Annotated in this window: 10 protein-coding genes; 8 read left to right on the forward strand and 2 right to left on the reverse strand. The window is 71.9% G+C overall.

Translation table 11 applies throughout. From position 1 onward, the window contains the following. Positions 1 to 136: 136 nt before the first annotated feature. The gene (gene meaB / locus ABZ930_RS01510; protein ID WP_361539659.1) at positions 137 to 1,096 is read right to left on the reverse strand and encodes a methylmalonyl Co-A mutase-associated GTPase MeaB; all 960 of its coding nucleotides are present in this window, start codon (positions 1,094 to 1,096) and stop codon (positions 137 to 139) included. A 62-nt stretch (positions 1,097 to 1,158) separates the two neighbouring features. Continuing rightward, positions 1,159 to 2,361 (reverse strand): acetyl-CoA C-acetyltransferase, encoded by a 1,203-nt coding sequence (locus ABZ930_RS01515; RefSeq protein WP_361539662.1) that lies wholly within the window; start codon positions 2,359 to 2,361, stop codon positions 1,159 to 1,161. A gap of 138 nt (positions 2,362 to 2,499) precedes the next feature. Between ABZ930_RS01515 and mce the strand changes: the two genes are divergently transcribed. The 8 genes from mce (at position 2,500) to ABZ930_RS01555 (ending at position 13,083) form a co-directional block, all read left to right on the forward strand. Then, a complete protein-coding gene (gene mce / locus ABZ930_RS01520) occupies positions 2,500 to 2,940 on the forward strand; it encodes a methylmalonyl-CoA epimerase (RefSeq protein ID WP_361539664.1) in 441 nt (146 codons plus the stop codon). 239 nt (positions 2,941 to 3,179) lie between these two features. Then, the gene (gene scy / locus ABZ930_RS01525; protein WP_361539667.1) at positions 3,180 to 7,094 is read left to right on the forward strand and encodes a polarized growth protein Scy; all 3,915 of its coding nucleotides are present in this window, start codon (positions 3,180 to 3,182) and stop codon (positions 7,092 to 7,094) included. 183 nt (positions 7,095 to 7,277) lie between these two features. Beyond that, on the forward strand, positions 7,278 to 8,213 hold the full coding sequence (locus tag ABZ930_RS01530) for a cellulose-binding protein (RefSeq protein WP_111668265.1): 936 nt from the start codon (positions 7,278 to 7,280) through the stop codon (positions 8,211 to 8,213). A 77-nt stretch (positions 8,214 to 8,290) separates the two neighbouring features. Further along, entirely contained in the window at positions 8,291 to 9,292 is a 1,002-nt protein-coding gene (locus ABZ930_RS01535; protein WP_361539670.1) for an ATP-binding cassette domain-containing protein, read from the forward strand. 1 nt (position 9,293) lies between these two features. After that, positions 9,294 to 10,061: an ABC transporter permease subunit gene (locus tag ABZ930_RS01540; protein ID WP_361539673.1), complete on the forward strand. Its 768-nt coding sequence runs from the start codon at positions 9,294 to 9,296 to the stop codon at positions 10,059 to 10,061. 143 nt (positions 10,062 to 10,204) lie between these two features. Then, positions 10,205 to 10,924 carry a hypothetical protein gene (locus ABZ930_RS01545; RefSeq protein ID WP_361539676.1) on the forward strand — a complete coding sequence of 240 codons (720 nt, stop codon included), beginning with the start codon at positions 10,205 to 10,207 and terminating at the stop codon, positions 10,922 to 10,924. Positions 10,925 to 11,047: 123 nt separating this feature from the next. Continuing rightward, positions 11,048 to 12,250, forward strand: a complete 1,203-nt coding sequence (locus ABZ930_RS01550; RefSeq protein ID WP_361539679.1) for an ABC transporter ATP-binding protein — start codon at positions 11,048 to 11,050, stop codon at positions 12,248 to 12,250. Then, positions 12,247 to 13,083 (forward strand): ABC transporter permease, encoded by an 837-nt coding sequence (locus ABZ930_RS01555; RefSeq protein ID WP_361539682.1) that lies wholly within the window; start codon positions 12,247 to 12,249, stop codon positions 13,081 to 13,083. The genes ABZ930_RS01550 and ABZ930_RS01555 overlap by 4 nt, the downstream gene beginning before the upstream one ends. The last annotated feature ends 12 nt before the right edge of the window (positions 13,084 to 13,095 follow it).

The following is a 13,095-nucleotide window of genomic DNA, read 5'->3' on the forward strand; positions in this document are numbered from 1 at the left end:
CGCCGAGGTGCTGCGCACGCACGGCGACGGGGTCCTCGGCCCCTGAGGCAGGCGCTTCGCGCCGCCTCCCCTGGACGAGCGAAGCTCGTTTCAGGGGCGCGGGGAACTGCGCGACCAGCCACGACGAGAGCGGCGGTCAGCCGCTCTGGGTCAGCCCCTCGACGAGTTCGTCGGCGGCCCGGTAGGGATCCAGGTCGCCGGAGACGATGCGCTCGGCAAGGGCACCCAGGCGCCGGTCCCCGGAAAGGTCGCCGATCCGCTCGCGAAGGGCGGTCACCGCGATCGTCTCGACCTCGCGGGACGCGCGAGCCACCCGCCGCTCGGAGAGCACCCCGTGCTCCTCCATCCACGCCCGGTGCTTCTCCAGCGCCTCGACGACCTCGTCGATGCCCTCGCCCCGCGCCGCGACCGTCTTCACGATGGGCGGCCGCCAGTCACCGGGCGCCCGGGACTCCCCGAGGCCCAGCATGTGGTTCAGCTCGCGCGCGGTGGCGTCGGCGCCGTCCCGGTCCGCCTTGTTGACGACGTACACGTCACCGATCTCCAGGATCCCGGCCTTGGCGGCCTGGATCCCGTCCCCCATCCCGGGCGCGAGCAGCACCACGCTGGTGTCGGCCTGGGAGGCGATCTCCACCTCGGACTGCCCGACGCCCACGGTCTCGACCAGCACCACGTCGCACCCGGCGGCGTCGAGCACCCGGATGGCCTGCGGCGCGGCCCAGGCGAGCCCGCCCAGGTGCCCACGCGTGGCCATGGAGCGGATGTAGACCCCGGGGTCGGAGGCGTGGTCGGACATCCGCACCCGGTCGCCGAGCAGCGCGCCCCCGCTGAACGGCGACGACGGGTCGACGGCGAGCACCCCGACCCGCTTCCCGGCCCTGCGGTACGCGCTCACCAGCGCCGACGTGGAGGTCGACTTGCCGACCCCCGGCGATCCGGTGAGCCCGACCACGTACGCGTTCCCCGTCAGCGGGGCGAGGGCGGCCATGACCTCGCGCAGCTGCGGGGACGCCCCCTCCACCAGCGAGATCAGCCGGGCCACGGCCCGTGGCCTGCCCTCTCTCGCCTGGGCGACCAGCGTGGGGACGTCCTGCATCACAGCTCCGTTCCGTCAGACCCGTACCGAGAAGTCGGTGAACCGGTGAACCGGTGTACCCGTTACGCCTTGGGTACCCGCAGCACGAGCGCGTCACCCTGACCGCCGCCGCCGCACAGCGCGGCCGCGCCGACACCGCCCCCGCGCCGCTTCAGCTCCAGGGCGAGGTGCAGCACGATGCGCGCGCCGGACATCCCGATCGGGTGACCCAGGGCAATGGCGCCGCCGTTGACGTTCACCTTTTCCGAGGACACGCCGAGGTCCTTCATTGACTGCACGGCGACGGCCGCGAACGCCTCGTTGATCTCGATCAGATCAAGATCCGCGACCCCGAGGCCCTCCTTCTTCAGGGCGTGCCGGATCGCGTTCGAGGGCTGCGACTGGAGCGAGTTGTCCGGCCCCGCCACGTTGCCGTGCGCGCCGATCTCCGCGATCCAGTCCAGGCCCAGCTCCTCGGCCTTGGCCTTGCTCATGACGACGACCGCGGCGGCGCCGTCCGAGATCTGCGAGGAGGTGCCGGCCGTGATCGTGCCGTCCTTGGCGAAGGCGGGACGCAGCTTGCCGAGGGACTCCGCCGTGGTCTCGGCGCGGATGCCCTCGTCCTTGCTGAACAGGACCGGGTCGCCCTTGCGCTGCGGGATCTCGACGGGCGTGATCTCGGCCTCGAACAGGCCGTTCTTCTGCGCGGCGGCGGCCCGCTGGTGCGAGAGGGCGGCCACCTCGTCCTGCTCGGGACGGGCGATGCCGAGGCGGGTGTTGTGCTTCTCCGTCGAGGCGCCCATGGGGATGTTCTCGAAGGAGTCCGTCAGGCCGTCGTACGCCATCGCGTCGAGCATCTCGACCGCGCCGTACTTGTAGCCCTCACGGGACTTCGGCAGCAGGTGCGGGGCGTTCGTCATGGACTCCTGGCCGCCCGCGACCACGATGTCGAACTCACCCGCGCGGATCAGCTGGTCGGCCAGCGCGACGGCGTCGAGGCCCGACAGGCAGACCTTGTTGATCGTGAGCGCCGGGACGTTCATCGGGATGCCCGCCTTGACCGCGGCCTGGCGTGCCGGGATCTGCCCTGCCCCGGCCTGGAGCACCTGGCCCATGATCACGTACTGCACCTGGTCGCCACCGATGCCCGCACGGTCGATGGCGGCCTTGATCGCGAAACCGCCGAGGTCGGCTCCGGAGAAGGACTTGAGGGATCCCAGCAGTCGTCCCATGGGCGTGCGCGCGCCCGCGACGATCACTGAGGTGGTACCGGTCGTTCCAGACATGAGGCACAGCCCCTTGGGAGATGAGGAGTGAACGAGGGTTTACTCGAATGTACTGAGCGGTACGCCGCCCGTCATCGGCCAGTGAATGTGATCGCGCGCACGTTGCGTAACCACGACGAACCGCGCTGCACTTGACCCATGCTGACGCGAATCGACCACATCGGGATCGCCTGCCACGACCTCGACGCGACCGTCGAGTTCTACCGGGCCACGTACGGATTCGAGGTGTTCCACACCGAGGTCAACGAAGAGCAGGGCGTGCGCGAGGCCATGCTCAAGATCAACGAGACCGACGACGGCGGGGCCTCCTACCTCCAGCTGCTGGAACCCACCCGCGAGGACTCCGCGGTGGGCAAGTGGCTGGCCAAGAACGGCGAGGGAGTGCACCACATCGCCTTCGGTACGGCCGATGTCGACACCGACGCCGACGCCATCAGGGGCAAGGGCGTACGCGTCCTGTACGACGAGCCCCGGCGGGGTTCGATGGGGTCCCGCATCACGTTCCTGCACCCCAAGGACTGCCACGGCGTGCTGACGGAACTCGTCACCTCCGCACCCCAGGAGTCGGCCGACCACTGACCTCCGCATACTCGGGCCGGTAGGGTTGGGGAGCGACTGTCGCCACCAACGGACAGTCGTGGGCCGGGGTCCGGGTATCGGGGGACGAGGGTCGGGGCGAAAGGGCCGGAACACATGGGTCCCGAGCGCCGACTGCGTACTCCTTGTCGATCTGACACCATTCCCCGGGGGCCCCGTTCGGCGTATGGACGGAGCTCGTAAGGAAGAACTTGCGACCAGGGGACGGATGGGACCGCGCAGTGCGGGGCTACGAGAGCCAGGACGGCCGGCGGCCGGCTGAGACCGACCATCTCTCGCGGTTCGAAGCCGAGATGGAGCGGCTGAAGACCGAGCGGGAGAAGGCCGTCCAGCACGCCGAGGACCTGGGCTACCAGGTGGAGGTGTTGCGCGCCAAGCTGCACGAGGCGCGCCGCAGCCTCGCGTCCCGGCCTGCCTATGACGGGGCGGACATCGGCTATCAGGCCGAGCAGTTGCTCCGCAATGCCCAGATCCAGGCCGAGCAGCTGCGCGCCGACGCCGAGCGCGAGCTGCGCGAGGCCCGGGCGCAGACCCAGCGCATCCTCCAGGAGCACGCCGAGCAGCAGGCCCGGCTCCAGTCCGAGCTGCACACCGAGGCGGTCAACCGCAGGCAGCAGCTCGACCAGGAGCTCGCCGAGCGCCGCCGCACGGTCGAGACCCACGTCAACGAGAACGTGCAGTGGGCCGAGCAGCTGCGCGCCCGCACCGAGCAGCAGGCCCGCCGCCTGCTCGACGAGTCGCGCGCCGAGGCCGACCAGTCGCTGGCCGCCGCCCGCGCCGAGACCGAGCGGGTCGCCGCCGAGGCCGGCCGCCGGCTGACCGGCGAGGCGGAGACCGCGCGCGCCGAGGCCCAGGCCCTCCTCGCCCGCGCCCGCCAGGACGCCGAGCGCCTGCTCAATGCCGCGTCGACGCAGGCCCAGGAGGCCACCGACCACGCGGAGCAGCTGCGCACCAGCACGACCGCCGAGTCGGACGCCGCCCGCCGCCAGGCCGGCGAGCTGAGCCGGGCCGCCGAGCAGAAGATCTCCGAGGCGGACACCGCGCTGCGCGAGGCCCGCGCCGAGGCCGAGAAGGTCCTCACCGAGGCCAAGGACGCCGCGGCCAAGCAGCTCGCGAGCGCCGAGTCGGCCAACGAGCAGCGCACGCGGACCGCGAAGGAGCAGGTCGCGCGCCTGGTCCAGGAGGCCACCAAGGAGGCCGAGACCACCAAGTCGGAGGCCGAGCAGGTCGTCGCCGACGCCAGGGCCGAGGCCGAGCAGCTGATCGCGCAGGCCAAGGAGAAGGCCCGTACGGTCACCGCGGAGGAGACCGCCGGCGAGCTGGCGAAGGCCGCGCGCACCGCCGAGGACGTGCTCAACAAGGCCTCCGAGGAGGCCAAGTCGACGACGAAGGCCGCCACCGAGGAGGCCGAGCGGATCCGCACCGAGGCCGAGGCCGAGGCGGACCGGCTGCGCGCCGAGGCGCACGACATCTCCGAGCAGCTCAAGGGTGCGGCCAAGGACGACACCAAGGAGTACCGGGCCAAGACGGTCGAGCTCCAGGAGGAGGCGCGCCGGCTGCGCGGCGAGGCCGAGCAGCTGCGGGCCGAGGCCGTCGAGGAGGGCGAGCGGATCCGGGCCGAGGCCCGCCGCGAGGCCGTCCAGCAGATCGAGGAGGCGGCCAAGACCGCCGAACAGCTCCTCGCCAAGGCGAGGGCCGACGCCGACGAGCTGCGCAGCGGTGCCACGACCGAGGCCGAGCGGGTCCGCACCGAGGCCATCGAGCGCGCCACGGGTCTGCGCAAGCAGGCCGAGGAGACGCTGGAGCGCACCCGCGCCGAGGCCGACCGGCACCGTGCCGAGGCCGACGAGCAGGCCGAGGCCACCCGCGCCGAGGCGGAGCGCGCCGCGCAGGCCCTCAAGGACGAGACCGAAGAGGCCATAAGGAACCGGCAGGACGAGGCGGCCCGCGAGCTGACCCGGCTGCACACCGAGGCCGAGGAGCGCCTGACGGCGTCGGAGACGACGCTGACGGACGCGCGTGCCGAGGCCGAGCGGCTGCGCCGGGAGGCAGCCGACGAGGGCGACCGGCTGCGCACCGAGGCCGCCGAGCGCGTACGGACCTTGCAGGCGCAGGCCGAGACGGAGGCCGAGCGGCTGCGCACCGAGGCCGCCGCCGACGCCTCGACGACCCGCTCCGAGGCCGAGAACATCGCGGTACGGCTGCGGTCCGAGGCCGCCACCGAGGCCGAGCGGCTCAAGACCGAGGCCCAGGAGTCCGCCGACCGGCTCCGCGCCGAGGCGCAGACCGCCGCCGAGCGGATCGCCGCCGAGGCCGCCGAGACGCTGGCCGCCGCGACCGAGGAGGCCGCCCGCAGGCGCCGCGAGGCCGAGGAGACGCTCGGCAGCGCCCGCCAGGAGGCCGACCAGGAGCGCGAGCGGGCCCGCGAGCGCAGCGAGGAGCTGCTGGCCGTCGCCCGCGCCCGGGTCGAGGAGGCGCAGACCGAGGCCACCCGGCTGGTCGAGGAGGCGGACCAGCGGGCCACCGAGCTGGTCTCCGCCGCCGAGCAGACCGCGCAGCAGGTGCGCGACTCCGTGTCCGGGCTGCAGGAGCAGGCCCAGGAGGAGATCGCGGGGCTGCGCTCGGCCGCCGAGCACGCGGCCGGCCGCACCAAGCAGGAGGCGCAGGAGGAGGCCGACCGGGTCCGCTCCGACGCGTACGCGGAGCGCGAGCGCGCCGCCGAGGACGCGAACCGGCTGCGGTCCGAGGCCGCCACCGAGGCGGAGGCCGCCAAGTCGCTGGCGGAGCACACCGTCTCGGAGGCGATCGCCGAGTCCGAGCGGCTGCGGAGCGAGACCGCCGAGCACGCCCAGCGGGTCCGCACCGAGGTCTCCGACCTGCGTTCGGGCGCCGACCAGGACGCCTCGCGCACCCGCGCCGAGGCCCGCGAGGACGCCAACCGCATCCGGTCGGACGCCGCCACCCAGGCCGACACCCTGATCGGAGAGGCGCGCACCGAGGCCGAGCGGCTGACGACGGAGACGAACACCGAGGCGGAGCGGGTCCGCGCGGAGTCCACCGCGGCGGCCGAGAAGCGCGTCGGCGACGCCACCACCGAGGCCGAGCGGCTGCGCACCGAGTCGGTCGCCAAGGCCGAGAAGCTGATCGCGGACGCGTCCGGCGACGCCGAGCGGCTGCGGGCCGAGGCCGCGGAGACGGTCGGCTCGGCGCAGCAGCACGCGGAGCGCGTCCGTACCGAGTCCGAGCGCGTCAAGGCCGAGGCCGCCCAGGAGGCGGAGCGCGTCACGTCCGCCGCGCGGGACGAGGCGGAGCGCACCCTGGACGAGGCCCGCAAGGACGCGAACAAGCGCCGTACGGAGGCCGCCGAGCAGGTCGACAAGCTCATCACGGAGTCCGCCGCCGAGGCCGACAAGCTGACGCGCGAGGCGCACGAGACGGCGCAGAAGACGACCGCCGACGCCGAGGCGCAGGCCGACACGATGGTCGGCGCGGCCCGCACGGAGGCCGAGCGGCTGACCTCGGAGGCGACCGTCGAGGGCAATACGACGGTGGAGAAGGCCCGTACCGACGCGGACGAACTCCTCGTCGGGGCCCGCCGGGACGCCACTCAGATAAGAGAGCGGGCCGAGGAGCTGCGCGACCGCATCACGGGCGAGATCGAGGAGTTGCACGAGCGGGCACGCCGCGAGTCCGCCGAGGCGATGAAGAACGCGGGCGAGCGCTGCGACGCCCTGGTCAAGGCAGCCGAGGAGCAACTGGCCGAGGCCACCGCCAAGTCCAAGGACATCCTCAACGACGCCAACTCGGAGGCGGGCAAGGTCCGGATCGCCGCCGTGAAGAAGGCCGAGGGGCTGCTCAAGGAGGCCGAGCAGAAGAAGGCCGAGCTGACGCGCGAGGCGGAGAAGATCAGGGCCGACGCCGAGGAGGAGTCCACCGCCATGATCGAGAAGGGTCAGCGCGATCTGGATGTGCTGGTCAGACGCCGCGAGGACATCAACGCCGAAATCTCCCGTGTCCAGGACGTGTTGGAGGCGTTGGAGTCTTTTGAGACTCCCGGATCGGGCAAGGACGGCGGCGTCAAGGCCGGCGCCGCGGCAGGGGGTACCCGATCGGGTGGCAAGGGGGCAGAGGGCTAGCCAGGAGAGCAAGTAACGTGCTTGAAGAGGTCGTTCGGCCCTACTCCTGGCAAGTGCTCAGCCGCTACGCCACTCAAAAGGGGTGTCATTCTCCAGATCAAACAGGCATCTGCTCGATGACACGCCGCTTTGACCCCTAGGATTCCCCTTATCACCTCACCGGTCTCATTCGACAGGAACCCCATGAGCGACACTTCCCCCTACGGCTTCGAGCTTGTGCGGCGTGGGTACGACCGCGCTCAGGTGGACGAACGAATCTCCAAGCTCGTCTCCGACCGTGACAGCGCTCTCGCTCGCATCACTGCTCTGGAAAAGCGCATCGAGGAACTCCACCTCGAGACACAGAACGCCCAGGCCCAGGTGAACGACGCGGAGCCGTCGTACGCCGGCCTCGGCGCGCGTGTCGAGAAGATCCTCCGTCTCGCCGAGGAGGAGGCCAAGGACCTGCGCGAGGAGGCCCGCCGGGCCGCCGAGCAGCACCGCGAGCTCGCCGAGTCCGCGGCGCAGCAGGTGCGCAACGACGCGGAGTCGTTCGCCGCCGAGCGCAAGGCCAAGGCCGAGGACGAGGGCGTCCGGATCGTCGAGAAGGCCAAGGGCGAGGCGTCCACGCTGCGCTCCGAGGCGCAGAAGGACGCGCAGTCCAAGCGCGAGGAGGCGGACGCCCTCTTCGAGGAGACCCGCGCCAAGGCCGCCCAGGCCGCCGCGGACTTCGAGACGAACCTGGCCAAGCGGCGCGAGCAGTCCGAGCGCGACCTGGCCTCGCGTCAGGCCAAGGCCGAGAAGCGCCTCGCGGAGATCGAGCACCGCGCGGAGCAGCTCCGCCTGGAGGCCGAGAAGCTGCGCACGGACGCCGAGCGCCGCGCCCGTCAGACGGTGGAGACGGCCCAGCGCCAGGCCGAGGACATCGTGGCCGACGCGAACGCCAAGGCCGACCGCATCCGCTCGGAATCCGAGCGCGAGCTGGCGGCGCTCACCAACCGCCGCGACTCGATCAACGCCCAGCTGACGAACGTGCGCGAAATGCTGGCCACGCTCACCGGTGCGGCGGTCGCCGCCGCCGGTGCGCCGGTCGAGGACGAGCCCATCTCCCGTGGGGTTCCGGCGCAGCAGTCCCGCTGATCGCCACAGGCGTCACTCTGTAAGCCCCCTGCCCCGAACAAGTGGCAGGGGGCTTACGCGCGCTCTAGCGTGGCCGCATGATTGAGCTCGAGGGGCTGACGAAGCGCTACGGCGACAAGACCGCCGTGGACAACCTCACCTTCCAGGTCCGGCCGGGCATCGTCACGGGCTTCCTCGGCCCGAACGGCGCGGGCAAGTCGACGACGATGCGCATGATGCTCGGGCTCGACAACCCCACCGCGGGCACGGTCCGGATCGACGGCAGGCAGTACGCCCGGCTCAAGGACCCCCTCACGTTCATCGGCGCGCTCCTCGACGCGAAGGCGATGCACGGCGGCCGCAGCGCGTACAACCATCTGCTCTGCCTCGCCCAGTCCAACGGCATCCCCAGGAGCCGGGTGGACGAGGTGCTGGACACCGTCGGCCTGACGGCGGTGGCCAAGAAGAAGTCCAAGGGCTTCTCGCTCGGCATGGGCCAGCGGCTCGGCATCGCGGGCGCGCTCCTCGGCGACCCGCAGATCCTGATGTTCGACGAGCCGGTGAACGGCCTGGACCCCGAGGGCATCCACTGGATCCGCAATCTGATGAAGTCGCTCGCGGCCTCGGGCCGTACGGTCTTCGTCTCCTCGCACCTGATGAGCGAGATGGCGCTCACCGCCGAACACCTGGTGGTCATCGGGCAGGGCCGGCTGCTCGCCGACACCTCGATGGCGGACTTCATCCGGGAGAACTCGCGGTCGTTCGTGCGGCTGCGTTCGCCGCAGCGCGAGCGCCTGCTGGACGTCCTGCACGAGAACGGCATCACGGCCGTGGAGTCCGGCAACGGCACCCTGGAGGTCGACGGCGGCTCCCCCGAACAGCTGGGCGAGCTGGCCGCGAGCCATCAGCTGGTGCTGCACGAGCTGAGTCCGCAGCAGGCGTCCCTCGAAGAGGCGTTCATGCAGCTCACCGCCGGGTCGGTCGAGTACCACGCGCACTCGGGCGAGGCGGCTCCGCCACCGCAGCAGCAACAACAGCCGCAGCAGCAGGGCTGGGGCGCGTCCTGGAACCGTGACAAGCACCAAGGGAAGGGGGCCTGAGATGGCCGCGGCCCAGGTCCTCCGCTCCGAGTGGACCAAGATCAAGTCGGTCAACTCGACGGCCCTCACCCTCAGCCTCGCCGTCGTCGTCTCGGCCGGGCTCGGCATGCTCGTCAGCGCCCTGTCCGGCAACGACTTCGACAACATGTCCCGCGAGAGCAGACTGACGTTCGACCCGACCTACATCTCCTTCTCCGGCCTCTCCCTCGGGCAGCTGGCGATGGTGGTCTTCGGTGTCCTCGTCGTGGCCAGCGAGTACAGCACCGGCATGATCCGCACCTCGCTCGCGGCGGTCCCGCAGCGCGGCACGTTTCTGTTCGGCAAGATCGCGGTGGCCTCGCTGCTGGTCCTGGCCGTCGCGCTGGTCACCAGCTTCGCGTCGTTCTTCCTCGGCCAGCTCATGCTCGGCGACCACAGCACGGACCTGGGCGCCCCGAACGTGCTGCGCGCGGTGATCGGCGCCGCCGTCTACATGACGCTGGTGGCGATGTTCTCCATGGGCGTCGCCTCGGTCCTCCGCTCACCGATGCTCTCGCTCGGCATCCTCATGCCGTTCTTCTTCCTGATCTCCCCGATCCTCGGCAGCGTCTCGGCGACGAGGAAGGTCGCCCAGTACTTCCCCGACCAGGCGGGCCAGCGGATCATGCAGGTGGTCCCCCCGACCGACGACACCGCGTACGGCCCGTGGGGCGGCCTGGCGATCCTGCTGGTGTGGGTGGCGGTGGCACTGCTCGTGGGCTACGCCCTCCTGAAGAAGCGGGACGCGTAGCAGCGCCCCGTCAGGGGCGCGGGCCGTATCGATCCGCGGCTCCACCGCGCAAGCGCGACCGGCCATGTGCGCCCCGTCAGGGGCGCGGGGAACTGCGCGAGAAGCCCCACCGGACCCGCACGGACCCCCTAACCTGCGCCCCTATGGCGCCAAAAGACCCAGCCCGCACCCTGAAGGCCCTCGGCTACGGCACACCCCCGGCCCTGGCCCCGCTCACCTACCCGGGCCGCCCGATCACGACCCCGGCCCTCCTCCTCGGCGACGAACTCCACGACCTCACCATTCAGGACGCCCTGACAGACGTACTGAAGGACCGCACACCCGTCCTCGCCGTGGGCTCCAACGCCTCCCCCGCCCAGATCGCCCACAAGCTGACCCGCCTGAGCCTTCCGGTACGGGTCCCCATGATCCCGGTCCGCACGCGCGGCATCGGCATCGGCTGCTCCGCCCACATCGGCCGCAACGGCTACGTCGCGGCCGCCCCCTACCCCGACCCCGGCGCCGCCCTCACCCTCGTCGTCACCTGGCTCGACGAGGTCCAGCTCAAGGCCGTGGACGCGACCGAGCTGCCGAACTACCGCAGGGTGGCGGTGCCGGACGCCCCGGTCCCGGGGCTCCAGCTCTACGTCAGCGAGTACGGGGTCCTGACCGACCCCGCGACCGGCGGCGCCCCGCGTCCCGGCGGCGGGGACCAGGCGGCGCTGCTCACCGCCCTCCTGCGCCGCTCCCCCGCGCTGCTGGCCCTGCTCGGCCCGACGCCCGACGACTGGGTGCGCCGGGCCGCCGCCTCCCCCGCCGCGCGTGAGGAGGGCACCCGGCTGCTCCGGGAAACCGGTTACCAGACCGCCCACTGGCCCCGCTGATCCCTTTGCTCACTCTTGGCCGGAACCGTCAGCGCTCGGATACGCTCCTAACCCTTACGGGGGCGTCTGCCCCGACGTCCTGAACCTTTCAGAACCGTTCAGACCTTCCGATGGGTGCGGAGAATGATCGAGGCAGTCGGCCTGACGAAGCGCTACGGCGCGAAGACGGCCGTGTACAACCTTTCCTTCCAGGTCCGGCCGGGAACAGTGACCGGCTTCCTGGGGCCGAACGGCTCGGGCAAGTCGACGACGATGCGGATGATCCTCGGCCTCGACAAGCCGACCCAGGGCAGGGTGACCATCGGCGGGCACCCGTACAACGAGCTGCCGAACGCGCCGCGCCAGGTGGGCGCGCTGCTGGACGCGAAGGCCGTGCACGGCGGCCGGACCGCCCGCAGCCATCTGCTGAGCCTGGCCCAGCTCTCCGGCATCCCGGCCCGCCGGGTCGACGAGGTGCTCGGCGTCGTCGGCCTCCAGGAGGTCGCCAGGCGGCGTTCCAACGGGTTCTCGCTCGGCATGGGCCAGCGGCTCGGCATCGCGGCGGCGCTGCTCGGCGATCCCCAGGTGCTGCTCTTCGACGAGCCGGTCAACGGCCTGGACCCGGAGGGCATCCTCTGGGTCAGGAACCTGATGAAGTCGCTGGCCGCCGAGGGCCGCACGGTCTTCGTCTCCTCGCACCTGATGAGCGAGATGGCGCTGACCGCCGAGCACCTGATCGTGATCGGACGCGGGCAACTGCTCGCCGACATGAGCGTCCGGGACTTCATCGCCCACAACTCGGCCGGTTTCGCGCGCGTGCGCACCCCGGACACCGAGCCGGCCCAGCGCGAGAAGCTGAGCACGGCGCTGACCGAGGCGGGCGGCCAGGTGCTGCCCGAGCCGGACGGCGGGCTGCGCGTGACGGGCCTGCCGCTGCCGCGGATCAGCGACCTCGCGCACGAGGCGGACGTCCGGCTGTGGGAGCTGTCCCCGCATCAGGCCTCGCTGGAGGAGGCGTACATGCGGATGACGCAGGGCGCCGTCGACTACCGCTCCACGGTCGACCAGCGGGCGGGCCTGCAGCAGCCGCTCGCGCCCGGCATGATGCCGCCGCAGGCGCCGATGCCGGTCCCGGGCCAGGACCAGCCGGGCTGGTACGCCCCGCCGCCGCCCCAGGGCCAGCCGCAGCAGCCCCCGGCCCCGGTCGCGAACCCGTACGCCACCCCGCAGCCCCCGGCGCCCGCAGCGGCGCCGGCGCCGGCCCTCCCCGTCGCGCCGCCCGCCCCGGCGAACACGACGGCCACGATGGACAAGACGGACGAGACGCAGAAGGACGACGCCCGATGAGCACGCCGCCCCCTCCCTACGCCCCGCCCGGCACCTCGTACCACTCCCCCATCCCCGTGCGCCGCGCCCACCTCGGTGACGCGCTCGCCTCGGAATGGACCAAGATCAGATCGGTGCGCTCCACGATGTGGACGCTCGGCGTGATGATCGTGCTCATGGTCGGCATCGGCCTCGCGTCGGCCGCGGTCGTCGCCTCCGCGGACACCTCGGCGATGGACGGCAACGAGACGCTGGGCCTCGGCTTCTTCGGTGTGCTGCTCGGCATCATCTGCGTGATCACGCTGGGCGTCCTGACCATCGCGTCCGAGTACGGCACCGGCATGATCCGTACGACGATGACGGCCTGCTCGAGCCGCAGCCGGGTGCTGGCAGCCAAGGCCATCGTGTTCTTCACCCTGGTCTTCGCGCTGACCACGGTGGTCGCCGGACTGGTCGGCGCGCTCCAGGTGGCCATCGTGGGCGCCGAGGACTCGCCGACCGGCACCATGTGGTTCAAGTCGACCGTCGGCGTCGGCCTGTTCGTGGCGCTGCTCGGCCTGCTCGGTCTCGCGCTCGGCACGCTCGTGCGGCACTCGGCGGGCGCGATCACCATCATGATCGGCCTGGTGCTGCTGCCGCTGGTCCTCGCGCTGTTCATGTTCGCGGAATCACTCAAGGACCTCCAGCAGGCCCTGCTGGAGTACTCGATCCCGAGCCAGCTCGCGGTGCTCTACAACAACTCGGTGACCGGGGGCTCCGGGCCGTCCGGCTGGGACCCGCTGTGGATCATGATCGCCATCAGCGGCGTCGCCCTGGCCGCCGCGTTCGCGAGCCTCAACAGCCGCGACGTGTAGGACGGGCCCCGG

Origin of the sequence: Streptomyces sp. NPDC046716, assembly GCF_040645755.1 — a bacterium.
GTDB lineage: Bacteria > Actinomycetota > Actinomycetes > Streptomycetales > Streptomycetaceae > Streptomyces.